General features: G+C 70.7%; 22 protein-coding genes, 2 pseudogenes and 1 riboswitch. Of the genes and pseudogenes, 12 read left to right on the top strand and 12 right to left on the bottom strand.

Features of this window, described 5'->3' with window-relative positions; all coding sequences use genetic code 11:
• Window positions 1–123: 123 nt before the first annotated feature.
• The 3 genes and pseudogenes from AB0L95_RS35030 to AB0L95_RS35020 all read left to right on the top strand — a co-directional run bounded on the left by AB0L95_RS35030 (window position 124) and on the right by AB0L95_RS35020 (window position 2238).
• On the top strand, window positions 124–1035 hold the full coding sequence (locus tag AB0L95_RS35030; RefSeq protein ID WP_365169076.1) for an ABC transporter ATP-binding protein: 912 nt from the start codon (window positions 124–126) through the stop codon (window positions 1033–1035).
• A complete protein-coding gene (locus AB0L95_RS35025; RefSeq protein ID WP_365169017.1) occupies window positions 1032–1769 on the top strand; it encodes an ABC transporter permease in 738 nt (245 codons plus the stop codon). The genes AB0L95_RS35030 and AB0L95_RS35025 overlap by 4 nt, the downstream gene beginning before the upstream one ends.
• Window positions 1676–2238 (top strand): annotated as a pseudogene (locus tag AB0L95_RS35020) (response regulator transcription factor). Before AB0L95_RS35025 ends, AB0L95_RS35020 begins: the two are co-directional and overlap by 94 nt.
• A gap of 8 nt (window positions 2239–2246) precedes the next feature.
• Here AB0L95_RS35020 and glgX read toward each other — a convergent pair.
• Window positions 2247–4517 (bottom strand): glycogen debranching protein GlgX, encoded by a 2271-nt coding sequence (gene glgX / locus AB0L95_RS35015; protein ID WP_365169014.1) that lies wholly within the window; start codon window positions 4515–4517, stop codon window positions 2247–2249.
• Between the two features lie 271 nt (window positions 4518–4788).
• Between glgX and AB0L95_RS35010 the strand changes: the two genes are divergently transcribed.
• From AB0L95_RS35010 to AB0L95_RS34970, 9 genes and pseudogenes are all read left to right on the top strand, one after another.
• A complete protein-coding gene (locus AB0L95_RS35010) occupies window positions 4789–5997 on the top strand; it encodes an Ig-like domain-containing protein (protein ID WP_365169011.1) in 1209 nt (402 codons plus the stop codon).
• 512 nt (window positions 5998–6509) lie between these two features.
• Complete coding sequence (locus AB0L95_RS35005; protein WP_365169008.1) at window positions 6510–7679, top strand: Ig-like domain-containing protein; 1170 nt, start codon at window positions 6510–6512, stop codon at window positions 7677–7679.
• 85 nt (window positions 7680–7764) lie between these two features.
• Window positions 7765–8532: an enoyl-CoA hydratase-related protein gene (locus tag AB0L95_RS35000; RefSeq protein ID WP_365169006.1), complete on the top strand. Its 768-nt coding sequence runs from the start codon at window positions 7765–7767 to the stop codon at window positions 8530–8532.
• A 250-nt stretch (window positions 8533–8782) separates the two neighbouring features.
• Window positions 8783–9355 (top strand): ATP-binding protein, encoded by a 573-nt coding sequence (locus tag AB0L95_RS34995; protein WP_365169004.1) that lies wholly within the window; start codon window positions 8783–8785, stop codon window positions 9353–9355.
• A 311-nt stretch (window positions 9356–9666) separates the two neighbouring features.
• Window positions 9667–10506, top strand: a complete 840-nt coding sequence (locus AB0L95_RS34990; protein ID WP_365169002.1) for a polysaccharide deacetylase family protein — start codon at window positions 9667–9669, stop codon at window positions 10504–10506.
• Window positions 10506–11678 (top strand): beta-propeller fold lactonase family protein, encoded by a 1173-nt coding sequence (locus tag AB0L95_RS34985; protein WP_365169000.1) that lies wholly within the window; start codon window positions 10506–10508, stop codon window positions 11676–11678. The genes AB0L95_RS34990 and AB0L95_RS34985 overlap by 1 nt, the downstream gene beginning before the upstream one ends.
• A gap of 45 nt (window positions 11679–11723) precedes the next feature.
• The gene (locus AB0L95_RS34980) at window positions 11724–12635 is read left to right on the top strand and encodes a MerR family transcriptional regulator (RefSeq protein ID WP_365168998.1); all 912 of its coding nucleotides are present in this window, start codon (window positions 11724–11726) and stop codon (window positions 12633–12635) included.
• 60 nt (window positions 12636–12695) lie between these two features.
• A complete protein-coding gene (locus tag AB0L95_RS34975; RefSeq protein ID WP_365168996.1) occupies window positions 12696–12908 on the top strand; it encodes an EF-hand domain-containing protein in 213 nt (70 codons plus the stop codon).
• A 172-nt stretch (window positions 12909–13080) separates the two neighbouring features.
• Window positions 13081–13764: pseudogene (locus AB0L95_RS34970) on the top strand (NAD(P)-binding domain-containing protein); the annotation flags it as partial.
• Window positions 13765–13896: 132 nt separating this feature from the next.
• On the opposite strand, the gene AB0L95_RS34965 reads toward AB0L95_RS34970, so the two are convergent.
• From AB0L95_RS34965 to gcvT, 11 genes are all read right to left on the bottom strand, one after another.
• Window positions 13897–14454 (bottom strand): glycoside hydrolase family 25 protein, encoded by a 558-nt coding sequence (locus tag AB0L95_RS34965; RefSeq protein ID WP_365168994.1) that lies wholly within the window; start codon window positions 14452–14454, stop codon window positions 13897–13899.
• Between the two features lie 85 nt (window positions 14455–14539).
• The gene (locus AB0L95_RS34960; protein WP_365169073.1) at window positions 14540–15562 is read right to left on the bottom strand and encodes a phosphatidylinositol-specific phospholipase C domain-containing protein; all 1023 of its coding nucleotides are present in this window, start codon (window positions 15560–15562) and stop codon (window positions 14540–14542) included.
• 361 nt (window positions 15563–15923) lie between these two features.
• Window positions 15924–16706 carry an ABC transporter permease gene (locus AB0L95_RS34955; RefSeq protein WP_365168991.1) on the bottom strand — a complete coding sequence of 261 codons (783 nt, stop codon included), beginning with the start codon at window positions 16704–16706 and terminating at the stop codon, window positions 15924–15926.
• The gene (locus AB0L95_RS34950) at window positions 16703–17695 is read right to left on the bottom strand and encodes an ATP-binding cassette domain-containing protein (protein WP_365169071.1); all 993 of its coding nucleotides are present in this window, start codon (window positions 17693–17695) and stop codon (window positions 16703–16705) included. Before AB0L95_RS34950 ends, AB0L95_RS34955 begins: the two co-directional genes overlap by 4 nt.
• Window positions 17696–17782: 87 nt before the next feature.
• On the bottom strand, window positions 17783–18625 hold the full coding sequence (locus AB0L95_RS34945) for a DUF4097 family beta strand repeat-containing protein (protein ID WP_365168988.1): 843 nt from the start codon (window positions 18623–18625) through the stop codon (window positions 17783–17785).
• A gap of 92 nt (window positions 18626–18717) precedes the next feature.
• Window positions 18718–19233 carry a toxin-antitoxin system HicB family antitoxin gene (locus AB0L95_RS34940; protein WP_365168985.1) on the bottom strand — a complete coding sequence of 172 codons (516 nt, stop codon included), beginning with the start codon at window positions 19231–19233 and terminating at the stop codon, window positions 18718–18720.
• Window positions 19234–19620: 387 nt separating this feature from the next.
• Window positions 19621–21012 (bottom strand): MFS transporter, encoded by a 1392-nt coding sequence (locus tag AB0L95_RS34935; RefSeq protein ID WP_365168982.1) that lies wholly within the window; start codon window positions 21010–21012, stop codon window positions 19621–19623.
• A gap of 380 nt (window positions 21013–21392) precedes the next feature.
• On the bottom strand, window positions 21393–22760 hold the full coding sequence (locus tag AB0L95_RS34930) for an L-serine ammonia-lyase (protein ID WP_365168979.1): 1368 nt from the start codon (window positions 22758–22760) through the stop codon (window positions 21393–21395).
• An 87-nt stretch (window positions 22761–22847) separates the two neighbouring features.
• The gene (gene glyA, locus AB0L95_RS34925) at window positions 22848–24110 is read right to left on the bottom strand and encodes a serine hydroxymethyltransferase (protein ID WP_365168976.1); all 1263 of its coding nucleotides are present in this window, start codon (window positions 24108–24110) and stop codon (window positions 22848–22850) included.
• Window positions 24111–24122: 12 nt separating this feature from the next.
• Window positions 24123–24500: a glycine cleavage system protein GcvH gene (gene gcvH / locus AB0L95_RS34920; protein ID WP_365168973.1), complete on the bottom strand. Its 378-nt coding sequence runs from the start codon at window positions 24498–24500 to the stop codon at window positions 24123–24125.
• A 108-nt stretch (window positions 24501–24608) separates the two neighbouring features.
• Complete coding sequence (gcvT, locus tag AB0L95_RS34915; protein WP_365168970.1) at window positions 24609–25730, bottom strand: glycine cleavage system aminomethyltransferase GcvT; 1122 nt, start codon at window positions 25728–25730, stop codon at window positions 24609–24611.
• A 185-nt stretch (window positions 25731–25915) separates the two neighbouring features.
• A riboswitch (glycine riboswitch) is annotated at window positions 25916–26027 on the bottom strand.
• Between the last annotated feature and the right edge of the window lie 46 nt (window positions 26028–26073).

The raw sequence follows: 26073 nt of genomic DNA, 5'->3' as shown, positions 1-26073 counted from the left end.
GCCGTACGGCCCTTGGCGGCCCGGGGTCGTACCCCGCCGTCAACCGATCGGCCGATGCCGCTTCGAGCGCGACGGCCGATGCGCCGGGGGCCGCCCGCCCGCGACCCTCGATCCATGACACCCATGCCCTCGCACCCCGTCATCGAAGTCAGCGGACTGCGCAAGTCCTACGGCGGCCGGGCCGCCGTCGACGGTGTCTCCTTCTCCGTCGAGGAGGGCGAGATCTTCGGCATCCTCGGTCCCAACGGCGCCGGGAAGACCACGACCGTCGAATGCGTCGAGGGCCTGCGGGCCCCCGACGCGGGCCGGGTCCGGGTCACCGGGCTCGACCCCGTCGCGGACCACGAGCAGGTCTCCCGCGTCCTCGGCGCCCAGCTCCAGCAGAGCGAACTGCAGGCCAAGCTCACCGTGCGGGAGGCGCTCCAGCTGTACGCCTCCTTCTACCCCCGCCCCGCCGACTGGCGCCCCCTGGCCGAGAAGCTCGGCCTGGCCGAGAAGCTCACCAGCCGTTTCGGCAAGCTGAGCGGCGGCCAGAAACAGCGCCTGTTCATCGCCCTCGCGCTCATCGGCAACCCCCGCGTGGTCGTCCTCGACGAGCTGACCACCGGACTCGACCCCCGGGCGCGACGCGACACCTGGCAGCTCATCGAGGACATACGGGCAGGCGGCGTCACCGTCCTGCTCGTCACGCACTTCATGGAGGAGGCACAGCGGCTCTGCGACCGCATCGCGGTCATCGACAAGGGGCGGGTCGCCGCCCTGGACACCCCCGCGGGGCTGATCCGCCGCACCGCCGGCTCCACGGTCATCGGCTTCACCCCGTCCGAGCCCCTGGACGAGCACGAGGTGCAGGCGCTGCCCGGGCTCGCGTCCGTCGCGAACAAGGACGGCCGGATCACCCTCGCCGGCACCGACGAGACCGTGAACGCGGTCATCTCCCTGCTCGCCCGGCACCACATCACCGCCCATCAACTCCGCGTCACCGACGCCACGCTGGACGACGCGTTCCTGGACCTGACGGAGGCATCGGCATGAGCACCGCGACCCTCACCACCCCCCGCCCCCGGGCGGCCGTCCTGCGCACGGAGCTGCGGCTCTTCCGCCGTGAACCCGGCAGCATCTTCTGGATCCTGCTGTTCCCCACCCTGCTGCTGGTGATCCTCGGTTCGATCCCGAGCTTCCGCAGGAGCCAGACGTCGCTCGGCGGGCTGCGGCTCGTCGACACCTATGTCCCCATCGTGATCCTGGTCGCCATGATCACGGCCGGGGTGCAGATCATGCCGCAGGTCCTCACCGGGTACCGCGAGCGCGGCATCCTGCGCCGGATGTCCACCACCCCGGTACGGCCCTCCGCGCTGCTGTCCGCGCAGATGCTGGTGCACGGCCTGGCCTCCCTCCTCTCCATGCTGCTCGCGCTCGCGGTCGGCCGGCTCGCCTTCGACGTCCGTCTGCCGCGGCAGCCCGCCGGCTACCTTCTCGCCCTGCTGCTCGCGATCCTCGCCGCCCTCGCCCTGGGTTCGGTGGTGTCGGCCGTCTCCCGTACGACGAAGATCGCGGGTGCGGTCGGGTCCGCCGTGTACTTCCCGATGATGTTCTGCGCGGGGGTGTGGCTGCCGGTGCAGTCCATGCCGCACACGATGGGCCGCATCGTCGAGCTGACCCCGTTCGGCGCGGCATGTTCGAGAACGCCCCCGGGTTCCGCGTCCTGGGCGAGGCGTCGAACGGCGTGGAGGCGGTGGCCCTGGCCGCCCGGCTCGACCCGGACGTGATCCTGATGGACCTGCGCATGCCGGGCGGCAACGGCGTGCAGGCCATCACCGAACTGACCCGCAGGGCCGCCCGCGCGAGATCCTCGTTCTGACGACGTACGACACGGACTCCGACACCCTGCCCGCGATCGAGGCGGGCGCGACGGGCTATCTGCTGAAGGACGCGCCGCGCGACGAACTCTTCACCGCCGTACGGGCCGCGGCCGACGGCCGGACGGTGCTGTCCCCGGCGGTGGCCTCCCGTCTGGTCTCGGCGGTCCGCACCCCCGGCAACGAGCCGCTGTCCGCCCGCGAACGCGAAGTGCTGGCCCTGGTCGCCAAGGGCACCTCCAACCGCGAGATCGCCCGCGTCCTGTTCATCAGCGAGGCCACGGTCAAGACCCACCTCACCCACCTCTACGCGAAATTGGGCGTCAACGACCGCGCGGCGGCGGTGGCGGTGGCCTACGACCGGGGGATCCTCGGCTAGCGCCTCCTTCAGTCCGCCACCCGCAGCAGCAGCACCGTCCGTGCGGGCACCGTCACCGTCGCACCCGCCCGGTGCAGCGTCCCCGGCGGACGCGACTGCTCCTCCCGGGAGGTGTCCACCACCAGTTCGTAGCGCCGCGCCCAGGGCCCTTCCGGCAGCACGAAGTCCACCGGCTCCTCCCCGGTGTGCAGCACCGCGAGGAAGCTGTCGTCCACCACCGGTGCCCCCCGCGCGTCCCGGCCCGGTATGTCGCGGCCCGACAGATACATGCCGAGGGTCGCCGCGGGCGCGTACCAGTCGCCCTCCGTCATCTCCTGTCCGCGCGCAGTGAACCACGCCAGGTCCCGCAGGCCGTCCGCCGATTGGGCCCGCCCGGAGAAGAACGCCCGGCGGCGCAGCACCGGGTGGCGGTGGCGCAGCGCGATCAGCCGGGCGGTCAGCTCGAACAGCTCCCGCCAGCCCGGGTCCTGAAGCAGGCCCCAGTCCACCCAGCCGGTCTCGTTGTCCTGGCAGTAGGCGTTGTTGTTGCCACGCTGGGTGCGGCCCATCTCGTCGCCCGCCACCAGCATCGGCACCCCCGTCGACAGCAGCAGGGTGGTCAGCAGGTTCCGCAGCTGCCGCCGGCGCAGCGCCCGCACCCCCTCGTCGTCCGTGTCCCCCTCCGCGCCGCAGTTCCAGGAGCGGTTGTCGTCGGAGCCGTCGCGATTGCCCTCGCCGTTGGCCTCGTTGTGCTTGCGCTCGTAGGACACCAGGTCGCGGAGCGTGAAACCGTCGTGCGCCGTCACGAAGTTGACCGACGCGTACGGGCGGCGGCCGCCCCACGCGTACAGGTCGCTGGAACCCGACAGGCGGTACCCCAGGTCCCGCACGTCCGGCAGCGCACCCCGCCAGAAGTCCCGTACCGCATGGCGATAGCGGTCGTTCCACTCCGTCCACAGCGGGGGGAACGCGCCGACCTGGTAGCCGCCCGAGCCCACGTCCCAGGGCTCCGCGATCAGCTTCACCCGGCGCAGCACCGGGTCCTGGGCGATCACGGCCAGAAACGGGGAGAGCATGTCGACGTCGTGCATCGACCGTGCCAGTGCCGCCGCCAGATCGAAGCGGAAGCCGTCCACCCCCATCTCCGTGACCCAGTACCGCAGGGAGTCGGTGATCAGCCGCAGCACCTGCGGCTGCACCACGTGCAGGGTGTTGCCGCAGCCCGTGTAGTCCGCGTATCCGCGCCCGTCGGACCGCAGCCGGTAGTAGCCGCGGTTGTCGATGCCCTTCAGCGACAGGGTCGGGCCCAGCTCGCCCGCCTCCGCCGTGTGGTTGTAGACCACGTCGAGGATCACCTCGATCCCGGCCGCGTGCAGCGCCCGCACCATCCGCTTGAACTCCCCGACCTGCTGGCCGGTCGTGCCCGTGGAGGCGTAGGCCGCGTGGGGGGCGAAGTAGCCGATCGAGTTGTAGCCCCAGTAGTTCCTCAGGCCCCGCCGCAGCAGATGGTCCTCGTGCGCGAACTGGTGTACGGGCAGCAGCTCCACGGCCGTCACCCCGAGCCGCACCAGATGGTCGACCGCCGCCGGGTGCGCCAGGCCCGCGTAGGTGCCGCGCAGTTCCGGGGGGATGCCGGGGTGCAGCCGGGTGAAGCCGCGGACATGCAGCTCGTAGATCACCGAGTCCGCCCACGGGGTCTTCGGACGGTGGTCGTACGTCCATTCGTCGTCGGGTCCGCCATCGTGCACGACGACGCCCTTGGGGACGTACGGCGCCGAGTCCCGCTCGTCGCGCACGGTGTCCGCGACCCGCTGGTCGGGCCAGTCCCGCACATGCCCGTACACCTCCGGCGGCAGACCGAAGTCGCCGTCCACGGCTCGCGCGTACGGGTCGAGGAGAAGCTTCGCCGGGTTCCAGCGCGCGCCCGTCCAGGGGTCCCAGCGGCCGTGCACCCGGTAGCCGTAGCGCTGTCCGGGCATCACGCCCGGGACGAACCCGTGCCAGATCTCGTGCGTCAGCTCGGTGAGCGCGACCCGGGTCTCGCGGCTCTCGGCGCCCCGCCCGTCGAACAGGCACAGCTCGACCGCCTCGGCACCGCCCGCCCACAGCGCGAAGTTGGTGCCCACGGCCCCGTCCGGGCCCGCGCGAAAGCGCGCCCCGAGCGGGGTGGGCGCGCCCGGCCACAGGGGTACGGCAGGCACCGGGCGGCGCCTGCCGTTGAGCACGGCGGCCGGGCGCGCGGACCGTCCCCCGTCCGCCCGCTCCCTCTCCACTGCCTCCTGCTCGGCTGCGCTCGACACCGTTCAGCCTCCCGCGGCTCGTCGGGGCGACACGGGAAAAGGGCGTGCGGCATCCGCCCTTTCTGGCCTGCCCGCCTCCGGGGCGCCTGGGCCGGTGCAGGGGGAGCGGCCGTGCGGGGCCTCGGGGCCCGCGCACACCGATCTCCCGGCACGGGCGCGCCCCTGCGGCTCACGGGCGCGGCTTCCCGTCGCGTCGTCCTCCCCACTGTTCTGCCCAGAGCGTGGCTCGCACTCACGTTTCCCCAGGAGGGCCTGGGTCGTTGGGCCCGGCGTGATCCACGTACAGACGCAACGGCGGCGCGCTGGAGCCGCCCTGGCCGCCGCACTGACCTGGGCGGGCCTCGTGACCGGCTGCAGCTCCTCCGGATTCGACGAGGCGCTCGGCAAGCCGCCCGCGCCCCGGGACGTCATCCGCGTCTCCCCCGACGACGGCAGCAGGGCCGTGGCCCCCGGCCGGCGGCTGCGGGTGCAGGTCTCCGACGGCCGTCTGGAGTCGGTGACCGTCGTCGCCTCGCGGGACGCGCAGGACTCCCCGGTGCCCGGGCATCTCTCCGCCGACGGCAGGCTCTGGCAGCCCGATGACGACCGACTCGCCCTCGCCTCCCGCTACACCGTGGACGCGGTGGCCCATGACGGCAACGGCCGCCGCTTCGCCCGGCACGCCACCTTCACGACGTTCGTCCCTGCCCGCCGGTTCATCGGCTACGTCACCCCCGACGACCGCTCCACGGTCGGCACCGGGATGATCGTGTCCCTCCAGTTCAACCGGGAGATCGAGCGCCGGGCCGCCGTCGAGCGCGCGATCCGGGTGACCGCGAGCCCGCCGGTGGAGATCCGCCCGCACTGGTTCGGCCGGGACCGCGTCGACTTCAGGCCCCGGCGGTACTGGCGGCCCGGCACCCGGGTCACCGTCGCGCTGCGGCTGCGGGACGTGGAGGGCGCGCCCGGCGTCTACGGACTCCAGTACAAGACGTTCTCGTTCACCGTCGGCCGCAGTCAGGTCTCCCTCGTCGACGCCGCCGCGCACACCATGCGGGTCAGGCGCGACGGCAGGCTGGTCGCCACCGTGCCGATCACCGCGGGTGCCCCGAAGACCACCACGTACAACGGGAAGATGGTGGTGATGGAGATGCTGGAGGTCACCCGCATGGACGGCCGCACGGTCGGCTTCGGCGGCGAGTACGACATCCCCGATGTCCCGCACGCCCTGCGCCTGACCGACTCCGGCACCTTCGTGCACGGCAACTACTGGGCGCCGGGCGCCCCCGGGCATGTCAACGTCAGCCATGGCTGTGTGGGCCTCAGGGATGTCAAGGGCGGCGGCTCCCACACCCCCGCGGGCTGGTTCTTCGACCGCAGTCTCGTCGGCGACGTGATCGAGGTCGTGCACAGCGAGGACCGGCAGGTCGCTCCCGACAACGGGCTCGGCGGCTGGAACATGAGCTGGCCGGAGTGGACGGCGGGCGGCGCGGACCGGTAGTCGGGAGGGGCGCGGCGAGGGATGCGGACCGTTGGCCGGCAGGGAGCGCGGCGAGGGATGCGGACCGTTGGCCGGCAGGGGTGCGGCCGGGTGTGCGGATCGTCGGTCGGGAGGGGGTGCGCGAGGGGTGCGCGCCCGGTGGGCCGGGATGCTCCTTCGCGCGCCCCAAGTTGGGACTGAACAGTGACAATAGCGGGGAGTCATCCGGCCGGGGCGTGTGATTAATTTGCGCAATGCGCGAGCGGGTCGCAAGCCGGAGCGGCTGGGACGTGCCAGGGGCGGGAGACCGAGCGCGCGGGCCGGAAGGGCGCTCAGCACGGTTGGTGTCATGCCACCGGCTCGGGCGTCCCTGAGGCGCAGACATGTCGGGGTGTGCGGGCCTGATCAGGCCGTGCGAGGGGAGAACGAACGTGAACGGGCGACCGATATCGGGGGCGTCGGTTGAAGCGCGCGGGAGACGGCAGCGGGGGAGCGGCAGTTCGCGGCGCGGACGCAAGGGGCTCACGGCACTGATGCTCGGTGCCCTCCTGGTGACCGCCACCGCGTGCGGCGGGGGAGGGAACTCCGGTTCGGGGGCCGGGGGCGGCAAGGGCAAGGACGTGGGCGACGCCCCGAACAAGCAGTCGCAGGCCGTCGTCACCATCGCCCCCAAGAACGGCTCCAAGGCCGTGGACACCGGCGGCGCCCTCAAGGTGACGGCCGCCAAGGGCAAGCTGACCGAGGTCAAGGTCGAGGACGGCAAGGGCCACGAGGTCGCCGGGGCGATATCCGGCGGGGGCACCACCTGGACGCCCTCGACCCATCTGGCCGCGGCCACGACGTACAAGGTCCACGCGGTCGCCAAGGACTCCGCGGGGCTCGCCTCCGCCGAGGAGGCCTCGTTCACCACGCTCACCCCGAAGCACACCTTCGTCGGTACCTACCAGCCCGACGACGGCACCACCGTCGGCGTCGGCATGCCGTTCTCGGTCCACTTCACCCGGGGCATCACCCACCCGGCGGCCGTCGAGAAGGCCATCACCGTCAAGACCGAGCCGGCCGTCGAGGTCCGCGGCCACTGGTTCGGCAACGACCGCCTCGACTTCCGGCCCGAGGAGTACTGGAAGCCCGGCACCAAGGTCACCGTGAAGCTCGACCTCGACGGCGTCGAGGGCCGCCCCGGTGTCTACGGCAAGCAGGCGAAGACCGTGAGCTTCACCATCGGCCGCAGCCAGGTCTCCACCGTCGACGCCAAGACCCACAAGATGGTCGTCAGGCGCGACGGCAAGGTCGTCAAGACCCTCCCGGCCACCACCGGCAAGCCGGGCTACGACACCTGGAACGGCCAGATGGTCATCAGCGAGCGCCTCGCCGTGACCCGGATGAACGGCGAGACCGTCGGCTACGGCGGCGAGTACGACATCAAGGACGTGCCGCACGCCCAGCGGCTGACCGACTCCGGCACGTTCATCCACGGCAACTACTGGGGCGGCGACGCCTTCGGCAACTACAACGCCAGCCACGGCTGCGTCGGCCTGCGCGATGTGCGCGGCGGATACGACAAGTCCGCACCGGCCGCGTGGTTCTACGACAACTCGATGATCGGCGACGTCGTCGTCGTGCAGCACTCCCACGACGCAACGGTCGCGCCCGACAACGGGCTCAACGGCTGGAACATGCCCTGGGACAAGTGGATCAAGTAGAAGCACCCGAGCGGCCGGGCCCGGTGTACCGCGATGAGCGGGTACACCGGGCCCGGCCGCGTTAGTGCCCGTTAACCTACCTGGCATGACTGTGCATCTCGAAGTCGCCGAGGGCGTCGGCACCCTCCGCCTGGACCGCCCGCCGATGAACGCGCTGGACGTCGCCGTCCAGGACCGGATCAGGGAACTCGCCGAGGAGGCCACGCGCCGCGAGGACGTGCGCGCCGTGGTCGTCTACGGCGGGGAGAAGGTGTTCGCGGCGGGCGCGGACATCAAGGAGATGCAGGGCCTGGACCACACCGCGATGGTGCTGCGCTCACGTGCCCTGCAGGACTGCTTCACCGCCGTGGCCCGCATCCCCAAGCCGGTCGTCGCCGCCGTCACCGGCTACGCCCTGGGCGGCGGCTGCGAGCTGGCGCTCTGCGCGGACTACCGTATCGCCGCCGAGGACGCGAAGCTGGGACAGCCGGAGATCCTGCTCGGCCTGATCCCGGGAGCGGGCGGCACCCAGCGGCTGGCGCGTCTGATCGGCCCGTCGAAGGCCAAGGACCTCATCTTCACCGGGCGGATGGTGAAGGCCGACGAGGCGCTGTCGCTGGGCCTCGTGGACCGGGTGGTGCCGGCCGGGGACGTGTACACCGAGGCGTACGCCTGGGCCGCCAGGCTCGCGAAGGGGCCCGCGATCGCGCTGCGCGCCGCGAAGGAGTCCATCGACGCGGGCCTGGAGTCGGACATCGAGACCGGGCTCGCGGTGGAACGGAGCTGGTTCGCGAGCCTGTTCGCGACCGAGGACCGGGAGCGCGGCATGCGCAGCTTCGTGGAAGAGGGGCCCGGCAAGGCGAAGTTCGTCTGACACGATCGGTGTACGGCGGCGGGCGGATCTGAGAATTGTTCAGGAAATCACGCTGATCAACTTGCAGTTGACGCCGCGTCTTATCCGGCGTCCCCCGAAGGAGCGGATTACGGCAGCCTTAAAACCACCTTAAGGCTGCTCCGTCGCCGACAACTGAACCATGCCACCAACTGACCTCTGATCGCAGGTCAGTTGGGGTATGCGCGGCCCCAAGTTGCGCTTGGCATATGCCAATCGAATCGTGTGGGATATGTGGTGCCTGGGGTCTTGTTCCGCCGTATCGCCCCCCGGCAAGCCCCTGGGCGGCCATGATGGGGTCATGGCGGGGCTGGAGGGTATCGAACAGCCGCGGCGGCACGCGAGTGCGACCGCGGCACGCTGGTCGCCTGGGGTCGAGGACGAACGGGCGCTGAAGGCACTGGAGCTGTACGGCAACCCCGCCGAGATGGAAGTTCCGCTTCCGTCCCTCCCCGAATCCGCGGCCATCGCGCGCCGCCTCGCCCAGGTGGTGGTCCTGCGCCACTGGGGGCTCTCCCCGAGGATGGCCGAGGACACGGTCCTGCTCGTCTCCGAACTCGTCGGCAACGCCGTACGGCACACCGGCGCGCGCGTCTTCGGGTTACGAATGCACCGGCGTCGCGGCAGGATCCGCATCGAGATCCGCGACCCCTCCCGAGGGCTGCCCTGTCTGATGCCCGTACAGGAGCTGGACCTCAGCGGCCGCGGACTCTTCCTCGTCGACAAGCTCGCCGACCGCTGGGGCGTCGACCTGCTGCCGCGCGGCAAGGTGACCTGGTTCGAGATGCGGGCCGCCGACCGCTGACCGCGCCCGGCCGGACCGCGGGCGCGCGCCCGTACGGAAGCCCCGGTCGCGAGACGGCCGGGGCTCCCTCGGGTGGTACGGCACGGAGTTGGGGTGTTGGCCGCGACACCCGCGACGAACCGAGGCCCGGGTCAATGGGTGGCTGCCGCAAGGTCGACTATGGCAGACCGGAACCACGGATGCGCAACGGGGTTCGGTCATGGAACCGTAGCTGTGCGGGGCTGTGGACGGTTCGTCCGATCATGCGCCGGTGCGACCCGCCCGGCCGCTAGGTGTGCCAATCGCCGCTTTGGGCATCATCTGCCCCTTAAATGGGGAGAGTGACCACGCCCGTCCCCTCCCCGCCACCCGACCCCGCGGCGGGCACCGCGCGCTCGGTGCCCGACCGCCGCTCGGCGCTGCGCGCGGGCGCGGCGTTCGCCGCCGGCGCGTTCGCCACCGCCTGTTCCCCAGGCCCCACCGTCGTCCATTCGTCACTTCCCTCCCCCTCCGCCGACAGCGGTTCCCCCGGCGCCGGCAGCTGGGCACCCACGCCGCGCTCCTTCCCCGGGCAGCCCGCCGAGATCGAGCACGGCCCGCGCGATCGGCCCCGGGTGGCCCTCACCTTCCACGGGCAGGGCGACCCCGGCATCGCCACGGCGATCCTCGACAGGGCCGAGCAGGCGGACGCCAAGGTCACCGTGCTCGCGGTCGGTACCTGGCTGGACGAGCACCCCGACATCGTCCGCCGGATCCTCCGAGGCGGTCACGACCTCGGCAACCACACCCAGCGCCATCTCGCCATCAACACCATGACCGAGGCGGAGGCACGCGCCGAGATCCAGGGATGCGCGGACCGGCTGCGGCGGCTCACCGGATCCATCGGCACCTGGTTCCGCCCCTCGCGCGCGCCCCGCGCGAGCCCCCTCGTCGAACAGCTGGCCCGTGACATCGGCTACCCGCACGTCCTGTCGTACGACGTCGACTCGCGCGACTACACCTCGCCGGGCGCCCCGGCCGTCACCCAGAAGGTCACCGACGAGATCCGCAACGGGTCGGTGGTGAGCCTGCACTTCGGGTACGCCGACACGGTCGCCGCCCTCCCCGCCATCCTCCACGAACTCGACCACCGTGGCCTCGCCGCGGTGACCACCACGGAGCTGCTGAGCTGATGCCCCTCTCGACCGTCACGCGCGTACTGATCGCCGGCGCCGCCCTCGTCGCGCTCGCCGGCTGCAGCAGCGGATCCCACAAGGACCGGGCCCTGCCCTCCAAGGCCCCCGTCGACCGAGCCCAGCAGCAGAACGCCGTACGGGTCCTGCCGGGCATGCCGCCCGTGCTCGACCCGAGCGACATCTACTCGGCCGACCGGCCGGGCCGGCTCTCCGAGGTGGTCAAGGACTTCCCGTCCCGGGTCTACGTCCCCAACACCAACTCCGACACCGTGACCGTCATCGATCCGAAGACGTACAAGGTCCTGGACACGATCCCGGTCGGCCGCCAGCCCCAGCACGTGGTGCCCTCCTGGGACCTGAAGACCCTGTGGGTCAACAACGACCTGGGCAACTCCCTCACCCCCATCGACCCGAAGACCGGCGAGGCGGGCAAGCCCGTCGACGTGCACGACCCGTACAACCTGTACTTCACGCCGGACGGCCGGTACGCGGTCGTGATGGCCTCCAGGGACCGCGAGCTGGTGTTCCGCGACGCGCACACCATGAAGGCGGTCAAGACGCTGCCGGTGAGCTGCTACGGCGTCAACCACGCCGACTTCTCGATCGACGGCCGCTACTTCATTGTCTCCTGCGAGTTCAGCGGGGAACTGCTCAAGGTCGACACCGCGAAGATGGAGGTGACCGGCGAGCAGAAACTGCCGGTCCACGGAGCCATGCCGCAGGACGTCAAGCTCTCGCCGGACGGCAAGACCTTCTACATCGCCGACATGGTCGCCGACGGACTGTGGGTCCTGAACGGCGACACCTTCGCCAAGCCGTCCTTCCTCGCCACCGGCAAGGGGGCGCACGGCCTCTACGTCAGCCGCGACTCGCACGAGATGTACATCTCCAACCGGGGCGAGGGCACCATCTCCGTCTTCGACTTCGCAAAGGACGAGCTGACCGCCAAGTGGCGCCTGCCGGGCGGCGGCAGCCCCGACATGGGCGGCGTCTCCACCGACGGCGCCGTGCTGTGGCTGTCCGGCCGGTACAACTCCGTGGTGTACGCCATCGACACCCGGACCGGCAAGCAGCTCGCCCGGATCAAGGTGGGCAGCGGTCCGCACGGCCTCGCGGTCTATCCGCAGCCGGGCCGCTACTCGCTGGGGCACACAGGCGTCTACCGCTGACCCGGGCTTGAGTCTCCACCCACTGGAAGGCCCAGACTCGGAGGCATGACCGACAGCGGCACCGGCCTCTTCACCATCGGCGAGCTGGCCCGGGCCACCGGACTGACCGTCCGCACCATCCGTTACTGGTCGGACGAGGGCGTCCTGCCCCCGGTCGCCCGCTCCTCGGGCGGCTACCGGCTCTACGACGCGCGGTCCGTGGCCCGTCTGGAACTCATCCGCACCCTGCGCGAACTGGGCCTCGGCCTGGACGACGTGCGTGGCGTGCTGGCCGGCGAGAGAACCGTCGCCGAGGTCGCGGCCGCGCATGTGGCTGCCCTGGACGCGCAGATCAGCGCCCTGAAGGTGACCCGGGCGGTGCTGTCGACGGTGGCCCGGCACGGTTCGAGTGCGGAGGAGATGACCCTGATGAACAGACTGGCACGGCTGTCGGTGGCCGAGCGGAAACGGATCATGGAGGAGTTCGTGGAGGAGATGCTCCACGGCCTCGACACCGTCGATCCGGAGATCCGGGAGCGGATGCGCCGCTCGGCCACGGAGCTCCCGGAGGACCCCACGCCCGAGCAGGTCGACGCCTGGGTGGAGCTGGCCGAGATGGTGCGGGACCCGGAGTTCCGGGACCTGATGCGGAAGGCGGCCGAGTTCAACGCGGCCGACCGGGGGCCCGATGTGCCCGCCGGAGCGTCCCTGTGGTTCGTCAGGCGGCTCGTCGACGTGGTGGGCGCGGCACGGCGGCGCGGGGTCGCCCCCGAGGCCCCCGAGGCCGACGCGGTGCTGCGCGAACTGCTCGGCGACGCCGACCCGGTCGCCGTGCTGGAACGCATGGAGACGGCCTTCGACGAGCGGGTCGGCCGCTACCGCGCATTGCTGTCCGTGGTGAACGGCTCGCCCGCCCCACCGCACGGGGAGGACTTCGCCTGGGTGGTCGCCGCACTGAGGACGCGGACGGACCGTTAATCTGACCTCCGTCAGTAGGACGGCCGTACGACGGCAAAGGCACCAAGAAGGGGCGGATCGGTGGCGGACATCGAGGAAGCACGTAAGCAGTTCGAGCGGATCGATGCGGACGGTGACGGTTTCATCACCGCCGCCGAGTTCAAGTCGGCGCTGGCCCAGGGCGGCGACTGGAACGTCACCGACACGGTGGCGGAGGCCATCATCAAGACCCGCGACCTGAACGGCGACAAGGTTCTGTCGTTCGACGAGTTCTGGGCGCACCTGAACAAGTGACGCACCTGAGCAGGCGGTGACACGACCGCTCGCACGCCGGGGCGCCCGTCCTCCCGGGGACGGGCGCCCTTCGCCGTCACGCAGGCCGACACGACCTCACGGCCCGGTCGAGGAATAGCCCGCGCCGCCCGGCGGTTGGTGCTGCCCTGGACGCTGTGAAAGGACACCGACCCCCGGAAGGGCGAGGCGAGTCATGAAGATCGGCATCATCGGCGCGGGCAACATCGGCGGCAACCTCACCCGGCGGCTCACCGTCCTCGGACACGACGTCTCCGTCGCCAACTCCCGAGGACCCCACACGCTCACCGCACTGGCCGAGGAGACGGGCGCGAAGCCCGTCCCGGTCGAGGAGGCGGCCCGCGGCGCCGAGATCGTCGTGGTCACGGTTCCCCTCAAGGCCGTACCGGACCTGCCGTCCGGGCTGCTGGACGGCGCGGCCGAGGGCGTCGCCGTGATCGACACCGGCAACTACTACCCCAAGGAGCGGGACGGCAGGATCGCGGGCATCGAGGACGAGGGCATCACCGAGAGCCGCTGGACCGAACGGCAGATCGGCCACCCCGTGATCAAGGCGTTCAACGGCACCTATGCCCAGGACATCCTGGACCGCCACCGCCCGGCAGGCGATCGCGACCGGATGGCGCTCCCGGTTGCGGGCGACGACGAGACGGCGAAGCGCACGGTGCGGGCCCTGATCGACGAGCTGGGCTTCGACACGGTCGACGCGGGCGGCATCGACGACTCCTGGCGCCAGCAGCCCGCCACCCCCGTGTACGGCCTGCGCGCCGGCACGGACGCGGTCACCAAGGCCCTGGCGGAGGCGTCTGCGGAGCGCACGCCGGAATTCCGGGGCTAGTACTCCGGAGCGGAGAGTCGCGGAGGAGGGGGTTCTCTGCCGCAGCCGCCTCGCGGGAGCCGGCCGCGCCCGAAGAACTCGGTGCGCGACCGTCCCCCGGCCTCCGCGTTCCGGTCTCCGACCGGGTGCGGCTCAGGTGCCCGTCGCCCACTGCTGGAGCGCGGCCTTGCTCGTGAAGTTTGCGACGTCACGGTCCACGGGGTCGGAGGTGTACTGGTGGAAGCGCCACGCCGCCTGGATGCGGGGCTTGCCCGCCGTGACGTAGTCGGCGATCCACAGGCCGTCCCCGGCGTAGGACGTGGTGTCGATGGTGAGCCAGAAGTTGCGGTTGGTGTAGAGGACGACGCGGTTGTGGGGCCGGAGGCTCTTCACCTGGCGGATGAAGCTGTCCTTCTCGGCGTTGCTCGCGTGTGTCCCGTCGCCGGTCGTCTCCCAGTCCACGGCCAGCACGTCGCCCGCCCGCTCCGGGGCCTTGGAGACGAAGTACTCGGCCTGGGCCGCGAGGTCCCCGGGCCACAGGAAGTGATAGAAGCCGACCACGCAACCGGCGTCGCGGGCCGTCTTGGTCTGGGCGGTGAGCTTGGGGTTCACATACGAACGCCCCTCCGTCGCCTTGATGAAGACGAAGGAGAGGCCGTCCGTGTCGTAGGCGGATGACTGGTACGCGCTGACATCGATGCCTTGCAGCATGAAGGCTCCCTGAAGTGCTCGTGGGGGGCAGGGATCGCTGCCTGGTTCACCCTGGTACAGGTGGTATGCCCCCTGAGCGGGAATATCAGCCGCGGTCGGCCACCGAACCCAGAACCGAGGCCGGCTTGGCCGCCCAGTCCGAGGTGATCACGCTCGCGTCGTGCGAGGCCAACAGTGCGAGCCGTGCCGCCACTTCCGCGTCCGTCGGGTTCGTGGACGAGATCGCCGGCGAGACGCCCGCCGCGTCCGTCATGATCAGGAAGTAGTGGTTGGTGTCGTACCAGGCCGTGTCGTAGCCGTTGTTGACGTACGTCGCCGCGTCCCCGTCGAAGAACACGAACCACGGGCGGATCGAGGCGTCGTAGCGGCTGGTGCGCGGATCGCCGTTCTCGGCGCCGAGCACGGCCGGGAATGCCTGGGCGTCGGTGATCTTCCCCGCCGCGTACAGGTCGCGCAGGTGGTCGCCGTACTCCTCGTCCGTCCAGTAGTGGTCGAACGGGTTGGCCTGCTCAACGGTGCCGGGAATCAGCTCGAAGAGGAACTTGCCCTTGAGGGAGTCGCGGGAGGGCCAGGCGTTCGCCTTGGCCGCCGCGTCCAGGGAGGGGTACGTCCCGCCCAGCAGGTCGGCCGGCTTGTACACGCTGCTGCCGAGCTTCTGCGACACCAGGGTGTCGAACTCGTTCGGGCCGAGCCCCGCCTTGCTGTTGAAGCCGACCTTCATCTCGACCTTGAACACGATCGGCGGGTGGTCGGGGTGGAGCTGGTTCCAGGCCGCGATGTTGTCCAGGCAGCTGCCGAGGTCCTGGTCGCGGCTCTTGCTGTACAGCTCGCCCGGCGTCTTCGCGGCCTCGCAGTTGTTGTCGTTGCCGAGCGGGTTGCTGTGACTCACCCGCCACCGGTGGGTCAGGCTGTCCACGTACACGTCCAGCTCGAGCAGCGAGGCACCCGAGTCCAACGCCTGTGCGAAGTAGGTGTACTTGGCCTTGTCGTAGGCGTTGTGCGTCCCGATCGCGGTCGCATCGGCGAACGTGGACCCCGCCGCACGAGCGTTCCCCCCGACGCCGATCACCATCATGGCGGCACCCAGCAACGCCGCCACCCGTCTCATCACTCGCACGCCAACTCCCTTTCTCCGTAGTGCAGTTGGCGAGCAGCGTAGAAGCCCAGGATTGCTGCACGGTAGCCCCAGGAGAAACATCGACCCCGGGCCGGGCCGCCCGCCGAGAACTCGACCACCCGGGTCGCTCGGCTGTAGCCGGACGGGACACTTCCGCCGTCGTGAAGCACACGTTCCTCCGCGAGTCCGACCGGGCGGCCCTTCTGTCCGTCCCGGTGCCCTTGGAGGGCGAGCCAACGGCTGGCGGGGCGCCTGGGGAAGGCTGCCGGAACGCTGCGGGCGGAGGGCTCTGTGTGTCGAGCCCTCCGCCGTGGCGTCTGTGCGAGATCGGACCGAGGTTGAGAGACGGCTCTCAGCGCTTGGTGGTGCTGTTGAACAGTGAGCGCGACCAGAGGTAGCCGACCAGGGTGATGCCGGCGCACCAGGCGAGCGAGATCCAGGCGTTGTTGCCGATCGCGGAGCCGGAGAGCAGCCCGCGCAGGGTCTCGGTCATCGGCGTGAACGGCTGGTTCTCGGCGAACCAGCGCAGGCCCGGCGACATCGAGTCGGCCGGTACGAACGCCGAGCCGAGGAACGGCAGGAACTGGATCAGCAGCGGCTTGTTGCTCGCGGACTCGACCGTCTTGGAGATCAGACCGAGCGCCACCGACAGCCAGGTCACCGCGAAGGCGATGGCTGTGAGGAGGCCGGCCGCGGCCAGCCACTCCAGCGGGGTCGCCCCGGACCGGAAGCCGACGGCGAGCGCGACGCCCACGACCGGGACCATGCACACCATCGTCTGGATGACGCTGCCGATGACATGCCCCGTCATGAACGACGAGCGTGTGATGTTCATGGTGCGGAAGCGGTTGATGATGCCCTCGGTCATGTCGGAGCAGACCGCGATCGAGGTCGACATCGAGCCGGCGGCCACCCCCATGATGATGACACCGGGGGTCAGGTAGTTCACGTACGTGCCCCGGCCGCCGCCCATGCCGGCGCCGATCGAGTCACCGAAGGCGTACACGAACAGCAGCAGCATCAGGATCGGCATCATGGCGCTGCCGAGCCCCACGGACGGATAGCGGATCGCGTGCTTGATGTTGCGCCGCAGCATCGTCATCGAGTCGTGCACGGCGTAGGTGAGGGTGCTCATCGCAGGGTCTCCTTGACATGGAGCGGGGAGGCGGTGGTGCTCTCGCCGGTCAGGGTGAGGAACACGTCGTCGAGGTCCGGGGTGTGCACGGAGAAGTCGGCGGCCCGTATGCCGGCGGCGTCGAGCCGGTCGATCAGTGCGCGCAGCGCGTCGAGGCCGCTGTCACCCGCCACGCGCAGGGCGAGGTTCTCGTCGTCGCGGGCCGCGCCGGGGAAGGCGGCGACCGCGCGCTCGTACTCGGCGGACTCGGTGAAGCGCAGCCGTACGTGGCTGCCGGGGATCCGTGCCTTGAGCTCGTCGGCGGTGCCCTCGGCGACGATCCGGCCGCCGTCGAGCACGGCGATCCGGTCGGCCAACTGGTCGGCCTCCTCCAGGTACTGGGTGGTGAGGAAGACGGTGGTGCCGCCCGCGACCAGCGAACGCACCATGTCGTACGTGGTGCGGCGGCTGCGTGGATCGAGCCCGGTCGTCGGTTCGTCCAGGAAGATCACCTGGGGGTCGCCGACGAGCGTCATGGCGATGTCGAGCCGACGCCGCATGCCGCCGGAGAAGGTCGCGGCCCGGTTCTTCGCCACGTCCGCGATGTCGAACCGCTCCAGCAACTCCCTTGTACGGGCCCTGCCTTCGCGCTTGCCCAACCGCAGCAGGTCGGCCATGAGAAGCAGGTTCTCCTCGGCGGTGAGCAGGTCGTCGAGCGCGGAGAACTGCCCGGTGACGCCGATCGCGGCGCGCACCCCGGCCGGGGATGTGGCGACGTCGTGGCCCGCGACCTGGGCCTGCCCGCCGTCGGCGGCGATGAGCGTGGACAGGATCTGCACGGTGGTGGTCTTGCCGGCACCGTTGGGTCCGAGCAGTGCGAACACGGACCCGGCCGGGATGCGCAGATCGATGCCGTCGAGCACGGTCTTGTCGCCGTACGACTTGCGCAGACCGATGGTGGAGACGGCGGCGGGCGACTGAGAACCGCCACCCTGCCTGGGCGTGGGCATGACAGAAGAGGGCATGGAACCTCCCGTTCGAAGGCTGAAGTGACTGGGGGACCGGAAGAGCTGAGGCTGGTGCGGGGGCGAGGGCGCTCAGGCTTTGGCGCGGAGAACGTCGATGTTGCCCCAGTTGGTCCGTGCGCGGACCTTGACCGTGTCCTCGGTCTGCTCCGGGGCCTCGGACGCGGCGAGCATGTTGCGTACCTGCCCGCGGTTGGAGCTGACGTCGAGCCAGGCGGCGGTGCCCTCGCGGACACCGATCTCGATGGAGCCGTTGGAGGTCTCCAACTGGACCTCTCCACGGGCGACTTCGGCGACGCGAAGGGAGCCGTTGGTCGTGGTGCCGGTGACCGACCCCTCGGCGCGCGCGATGTCGATGCCGCCGTTGGCTCCGCTCACCCGCAGCTCGCCGGTCACGGCGCCGACGGTCGTGGTGCCGTGCGAGTTCTTCAGGACGGCGGGGCCGTCGACGGTGCCGATGCGCATGTTGCCGCTGCTGCTGGTGATCTCGGCCATGCCCTCGACCCGGTCCACGATGATCGAGCCGTGCGACACGGTCAGCTTCAGCGGACCGGTGGTGTCGAGGCGGGCGTCGCCCGCCGAGATCTTCACGCGGACCTCGCCGAGCCGGCCCTCGCTGAGCACATTGGGCGCGGCACCGGTCGTGTCGATGCGCGAGCCCGTGGGCAGTTCCACCGTCACGTCGACGGTGCCGCCGCGCCCGAGCAGATTGGCCTTGGGCGTGGTGATGGCCAGGACGCCGCTCGCGTAGGCGACCTCGGTCTGGTCGGCCGTCCGTACGTCCAGGTCCTTCTTCGGGTCGCGGGGCCGCACCTCGACGACGGTGTCGAGGCGGTCGCCCGCGGCAAACCGGATGGAACCTGCGTACACGTAGGCGGTGACCGAAATCGGTTCGGGAGTGTCGAAAGAAGGCATGGCTGTACCGTCCTCATGAGTCCTTGGGCCGTCCCCGCAGGTGGGACGTGGTGTGGGTGCAGTGCTCTCTTTGGCGGCGGGCGCGGGCGCGGCTAGCGCACCCAGCCCGTGAAGCTCTGTCCGACAGTGCGGGTCCGCTCCGTCGGCCGCGGTCGCGTGCCGCCGTCGACCGCGGCCGACACGGCCCGCACCAGCCAGGCGTTGACCGACAGGCCCTCGCGGTTCGCGGCCTCCTCGGCGCGCGCCTTGAGGTGGGCCGGCAGCCGCAGATTGACGCGGGCGGTGCCGCCCTCGTCGACCTCGGCGGGCGCCTGCGCCTTGACCTCGACGGGCGCGGCGGCCGCTTCCATGGAGCCGCTGTCGGCAGGCGGCAGCGTCACCACGAAGTCGGGGTCCAGCCCGCGAAGCCGTACGTCGACCGAGCCGGGGGCGAGCTCGCGGGTGATCTCGTCCATCGCGGCGGAGAGCACATTGAGCAGGGTCAGACGGGTCGCCGACTCCAGGGGAGCGGTGAGCCGCTCGGCGAGCTCGCGGGCATCGTCCCCGCCGGCTTCGGCGGCCACCGCGAGTTCGCGGCGGAGGGTGTCGACATACGGGGTGAGGTCCATGGCGTCATAGTGGCACCACTGTGGTGCCATGTGCAAGCCCCAGTGGTGTGCTGTGTGGAGGAGGCACGGGGAGCGGCTCCCTGAGCTGCGGAAACGTGGGTGTGTCGACCTGGGTCATTGTGGCGCCATGCGCGCTGATGCTGCTATCGGAGCGCAGAATGGCACCGGGTGGCACCGCTTGGCGCCGTGTGGTGCCAAGCGGTGCCACCTAGCGCCATCCGGCGCCATGTGACGTCACGTGATGCCAGGTGATGTCGCGAGGGAAAGGGCCGCCCCACCCAGCCGGGCCAGGGCACCGGCACCGATCCCGCCGCGATCAACGGAGAACCCCGGCGGTCGCCTTCCCGCCGGGGTTCTTAACGCCGCACAGGAGAGCGTCACCGATGGCTACTCGGTATCCGCATCGGCGGCGGACGATGTTGCTGCGTTGTCGGCGATGCGGGCACGGACGATGCCCCATCCGACGAGCGCCGCCGCTACGACCGTCAGCACGAGGCCGGCGCATGTGACCGCCTCGCGGAACTCCGCGGTCTGACGGGCGCTCCAGTTCGAGGTGGCGATGTCGCCGGTGAAGAGCGTTGCGAGGATGGTGCCGCTGACAGCGATGCCGATTGCGGTGGTGACTTCGCCGGCGGTGTCGACCAGCGCCGCGCCCATAGTTGTGCGATTCCGCGGGAGGCCACGCATCACGTTGGTCCCGGCGACGACGCCGACCGCGCGCATGCCGGCGGCTCCGAGCGCGAGCGCGATGGCGACCCACAGGTATCCGAAGCGGCTCAGCAGCCCGTAGACGGCCAGTGCGCACACGACCGCTCCGGCGCTGAGCCAGGCGGCCTTGTCGAAACCGATGCGCTTGACCAGCGGACCGATGGCAGCACCGCCGACGATGAGAACGATGACCTGCGGCAGCATCCCAACGGCTGCTTGGGCCGGTGTCCAGCCCCAGTCGAGCTGAAGTTGCAGCGTCACCAGGTAGCCGAGGCCGGCCGTCGCGAGTCCGGCCGCCCCCTTGAACGCCAGGCCGCTCGACACAAGGGGGCGAGCGACGAGCTTGATGTCGAGGATCGGGTAGCGGGTCGAACGCTCGCGGACCACGAAGAGGACCCCCATCACGATGGCTGCCGCCGTGGTCGGCCACGGGAGATACGACTCGGTGCCCACCTCGACGAACAGCGTCGGTGCGACCAGCGCGAGCACGATCGTCGCCGTGCCGAGCAGCGCACCCACAGCGTCGACCGGGGCACGGTGCAGGTCGTCCGCCCGGTCGGCGGGGATGCCGCTACGAATGCCGAGGAACGCGAGCGCGGCGATCGGCACGTTCACCAGCAGCAGGGCCTGCCACGGGGCAAAGGCGAGTACGAAGCCGCCCACCGTGGGCCCGATCGCGAGCCCGACCAGACCCACCGTCGATATGAGCGTAGTCGCACGGACGCGGAGCCCGTCGTCATCGAACAGGAGGAACGCCAGGGCGAGTGAGCCTGGCGTCGTCATGGCGGCCGCGATGCCCATCACCGCCCGGACGACGATGAGTTGCTCCGCCGTAGTGACGAACGCGGTGGTCAGACTCGTCCCGCCGAGCAGCGCAAGACCGACCAGCATGATCTTGCGCCGGCCGACCCGGTCGGCCAGCGCGGCGAGGGTGAGCATGAGTCCGCCGAACACGACGGCGTACGCGCTGGTGACCCACTGCAACGCAGTCGCCGAGGCGGACAGCTCGCGCCCGATGGTGGGCAATGCGACGTTGAGGATCGAGTTGTCGAGCATCTCGAACAAAAACACGGCCGAAAGTCCGACGAGGGCGATCCACGCCTCTCGGAGGGATCGGGGCGAGCGAGAAGGTTCGGTCGGTGCCTCGAGGTTCTGGACGACTTCACGGTGACGACGGGTACTCACTGCGCACTCCTTCGATGTGAAGAAGTGGCGGGTCGTCAGACGCCGCGTGTGCCCGTGAGCCAGCGGTGGACCCACGATTTTACTTCCGGTGGCCTGACCGTAACACGCGCCCGGGACTGGGCTGTGTGGCCACGGGGATCAGAGGATCCCGGGGAGACATCGTGGCTTCGCTCAGCGTCAGTGTGCCCCTGCGCCGTTTCGCGTGGACCGCGATGCGGGCATCGGTCATACGACCGGCACGAACGCGCAGGTCAGGGCCCGTTTCCTCAGCACTCGATGATGTTCACCGCGAGCCCGCCCCGCGCCGTCTCCTTGTACTTGACGCTCATGTCCGCGCCGGTCTCCTTCATCGTCTTGATGACCTTGTCCAGGGAGACCTTGTGGGAGCCGTCGCCGCGCATCGCCATGCGGGCCGCCGTGACCGCCTTGACCGCCGCCATGCCGTTGCGCTCGATGCACGGGATCTGGACCAGACCGCCGACCGGGTCGCAGGTCAGGCCGAGGTTGTGCTCCATGCCGATCTCGGCCGCGTTCTCCACCTGCTCGGGGGTGCCGCCCAGGACCTCCGCCAGCGCGCCCGCCGCCATCGAGCAGGCCGAGCCGACCTCGCCCTGGCAGCCGACCTCCGCGCCGGAGATGGAGGCGTTCTCCTTGAAGAGCATGCCGATCGCGCCCGCGGCGAGCAGGAAGCGGACCACTCCGTCCTCGTCCGCGCCGGGCACGAAGTTGATGTAGTAGTGCAGCACCGCCGGGATGATGCCCGCGGCGCCGTTCGTCGGGGCCGTGACCACCCGGCCGCCGGCGGCGTTCTCCTCGTTCACCGCCATCGCGTAGAGGGTGATCCACTCCATCGCGTGGGCCAGCGGGTCGCCCTCGGCGCGGAGCTGGCGCGCGGTCACGGCCGCACGGCGGCGCACCTTCAGGCCGCCCGGCAGGATGCCCTCACGGGACAGGCCGCGGGTCACACAGCCCTGCATGACCTGCCATATCTCCAGCAGGCCCGCGCGGATCTCCTCCTCCGTGCGCCAGGCCCGCTCGTTCTCCAGCATCAGCGAAGAGATCGACAGACCCGTCTCCTTGGTCAGGCGCAGCAACTCGTCACCGGTGCGGAAGGGGTATTTCAGCACCGTGTCGTCGAGTTTGATGCGGTCCGCGCCGACCGCGTCCTCGTCGACGACGAAGCCGCCGCCCACCGAGTAGTAGGTCTTGGTGAGCAGCTCGGTGCCCGAGGCGTCGTACGCCCACAGGGTCATGCCGTTCGCGTGGTAGGGGAGCGCCTTGCGGCGGTGCAGCACCAGGTCGTCGTCGAAGGAGAACGCGATCTCGAGCTCGTCGAGCAGCCGGAGGCGGCCGGACTCCTTGATGTCCTCCACCCGCTGGTCGGCGCCCTCCACGTCCACCGTGCGCGGCGACGCGCCCTCGAGGCCGAGCAGCACCGCCTTGGGCGTGCCGTGGCCGTGGCCGGTGGCGCCCAGGGAGCCGTACAGCTCGGTGCGCACGGACGCGACCGAGTCCAGCAGGCCCTCGTTGCGCAGGCGCAGGGCGAACATGCGCGCCGCGCGCATCGGGCCGACCGTGTGGGAGCTGGACGGGCCGATGCCGATCGAGAACAGGTCGAAGACCGAGATGGCCACGGGGACTCCTCAATACGGGGGTGGTGCAGGGGCCGGCCGGGCACCGCGCTTCTCTCCAGTGTGCGCGGTGCCCGACCGGAAGGGGACTTACTGGGTGAGACCCGGGTACAGCGGGTGCCTGTCGGCCAGGGCCGTCACCCGGGCCTTGAGCGTCTCGGCGTCGTAGGACGGCTTGAGCGCCTCGGCGATGACGTCCGCGACCTCGGCGAAGTCCTCGGCGGTGAAGCCGCGGGTCGCCAGGGCGGGCGTACCGATCCTGAGGCCCGAGGTGACCATCGGGGGGCGCGGGTCGTTCGGGATCGCGTTGCGGTTGACCGTGATGCCGACCTCGTGCAGACGGTCCTCGGCCTGCTGGCCGTCCAGCTCGGAGTTCCGCAGGTCGACCAGGACGAGGTGGACGTCGGTACCGCCGGACAGGACGTCCACGCCCACGGCCCGCACGTCGTCCTCGACCAGGCGCTCGGCCAGGATGCGGGCGCCTTCCAGCGTCCGCTGCTGCCGCTCCTTGAAGTCCTCGCTCGCCGCGACCTTGAAGGCGACCGCCTTGGCGGCGATCACATGCTCCAGGGGACCGCCCTGCTGGCCGGGGAAGACCGCGGAGTTGATCTTTTTGGCCAGTTCGGCCGTCGAGAGGATCACGCCACCGCGGGGACCGCCCAGCGTCTTGTGGGTGGTGGTGGTGACCACGTGGGCGTGCGGGACCGGGTTCGGGTGCAGACCCGCCGCGACCAGACCGGCGAAGTGCGCCATGTCGACCATGAGGTACGCGCCGACCTCGTCCGCGATCCGGCGGAAGGCGGCGAAGTCCAGCTGCCGCGGGTAGGCCGACCAGCCCGCGACGATCAGCTTCGGGCGGTTCTCCTTGGCGAGGCGCTCGACCTCGCCCATGTCGACGGTGCCGTCGTCGCCCACGTGGTACGCGACCACGTTGTAGAGCTTGCCGGAGAAGTTGATCTTCATGCCATGGGTCAGGTGCCCGCCGTGCGCCAGGTTCAGACCCATGATCGTGTCGCCGGGCTGGAGCAGCGCGAACATCGCGGCCGCGTTGGCCTGCGCGCCCGAGTGCGGCTGCACATTGGCGTGCTCGGCGCCGAAGAGTGCCTTGACGCGGTCGATGGCGATCTGCTCGACCACGTCGACGTGCTCACAGCCGCCGTAGTAGCGGCGGCCCGGGTAGCCCTCGGCGTACTTGTTGGTGAGGACCGAGCCCTGGGCCTCCATGACCGCGACCGGGGCGAAGTTCTCCGAGGCGATCATCTCGAGGGTGGACTGCTGGCGGTGCAGCTCGGCGTCGACGGCCGCGGCGACATCCGGGTCGAGCTCGTGCAGGGAGGTGTTCAGAAGCGACATGGATGCGGTTCCTCAGCTGCCGGAGAACTCGGTGTACTCGTCCGCGGTGAGCAGGTCGGCGGGCTCCTCCGACACGCGCACCCGGAACAGCCAGCCGCCCTCGAAGGGGGCGGAGTTCACCAGCGACGGGTCGTTCACCACGTCCTCGTTGATCTCCGTGACCTCGCCGGAGACCGGGGAGTAGAGGTCGCTGACCGACTTGGTCGACTCCAGCTCGCCGCAGGTCTCGCCCGCGCTCACCGTGTCACCGACCTCCGGAAGCTGGACGAACACGACATCGCCGAGCGCGTTGGCCGCGTGCTCCGTGATGCCGACCGTCGAGACGCCGTCCTCGGCGGCCGACAGCCACTCGTGCTCCTTGCTGTAACGCAGCTGCTGGGGGTTGCTCATGGCCTGAATTCTCCTGTACGCGCGGGAGTGGTGATGAAGGGGGACTGCTGAAGACGTTCGTGAGCAGGGCGGACGGAGGTGGTGCCAGGTCCGGCCCGGGCCCAGTGTCTACTTCTGGCGCTTGTAGAACGGCAGCGCCACGACCTCGTACGGCTCGTGGCTGCCCCGGATGTCCACCGCGACCCCGGCCGTGCCGGGCGCGGAGTGCGCGGCGTCGACGTACGCCATCGCGATCGGCCGGCCCAGCGTGGGGGAGGGCGCGCCGGAGGTGACCTCGCCGATCACCTCGCCGCCGGAGACGACGGCGTACCCGGCCCGCGGCACACGCCGACCCTCGGCGACCAGGCCGACCAGGACGCGCGGCGGGTTCTGCGCCGCGCGCTCGGCAGCCTCGTGGAGCGCCGCGCGCCCCACGAAGTCGCCCTCCTTCTCGAACTTCACGACCCGGCCGAGACCGGCGTCGAAGGGGGTGAGGGAGGTGGTCAGCTCGTGCCCGTACAGCGGCATGCCCGCCTCCAGGCGCAGCGTGTCCCGGCAGGACAGACCGCAGGGGGCCAGGCCGACCGGCGCACCCGCATCGGTCAGCGCCTGCCACAGCTTCTCGGCGTGCTCGGGGGCGACGAACAGTTCGAAGCCGTCCTCGCCGGTGTAGCCGGTCCGGGCGATCAGCGCCGGGACGCCGGCCACCGTGCCGGGCAGGCCCGCGTAGTACTTCAGGCCGTCCAGGTCGGCGTCGGTGAGGGACTTCAGGATGCCGGGGGACTCGGGGCCCTGGACGGCGATCAGCGCGTAGGCGTCGCGGTCGTCGCGCACCTCGGCGTCGAAGCCGGCGGACCGCTCCACGAGCGCGTCCAGCACCACCTGGGCGTTGGAGGCGTTGGCGACGACCATGTACTCCCGCTCGCCGAGCCGGTACACGATCAGGTCGTCGAGGATGCCGCCGTCCGCCTGGCAGATCATGGTGTAGCGGGCGCGGCCGACGCCGACCGAGCCGATGTTGCCGACCAGGGCGTGGTCGAGCAGCCGGACCGCGTCCGGGCCGGTCACCGTGATCTCGCCCATGTGCGAGAGGTCGAAGAGGCCCGCCTTCGTCCGGACCGCGAGGTGCTCGTCGCGCTCGGAGCCGTACCGCAGGGGCATGTCCCAGCCGGCGAAGTCGGTCATCGTCGCGCCCAGCGAACGATGCAGGGCATCGAGCGCGGTACGGCGCAGGGGGCTGCTGCTGCTCATCGGTTGTGCTCCCAGGGCGATGGGGTCCCCGCGCGCGAGCGGAGCCGGGCGCAGGGGGAGGGCGAGGTCGTTTCCTCCCCATCTGTCATCGGAACCTGAGAGGTTCGCCATGACCCCGCGGGGCGGGTCGTCACGGCTTGCACCTTGGGTGGAGCCACCTGAAGCGGCCCGCTTTCCAGATGTGCCTCGCCCGCGCGGTATCGGGGCCTGAGAGATTCAAGGGAGGGACTTGCTCCTTCGGCGCCCGGGGGGACGTACGACGGACGTACGGACCCGGGACTCTCCCGCGCGGATTCAAGCGGCCGGTATGCAGTTGGCGGGCACATCATTGCACGCCTTGTCC

It is taken from the genome of Streptomyces sp. NPDC052036, from assembly GCF_040680495.1.
In the GTDB taxonomy this organism is placed as follows: domain Bacteria; phylum Actinomycetota; class Actinomycetes; order Streptomycetales; family Streptomycetaceae; genus Streptomyces.
This window is presented reverse-complemented; position numbering and strand designations above follow the sequence as displayed.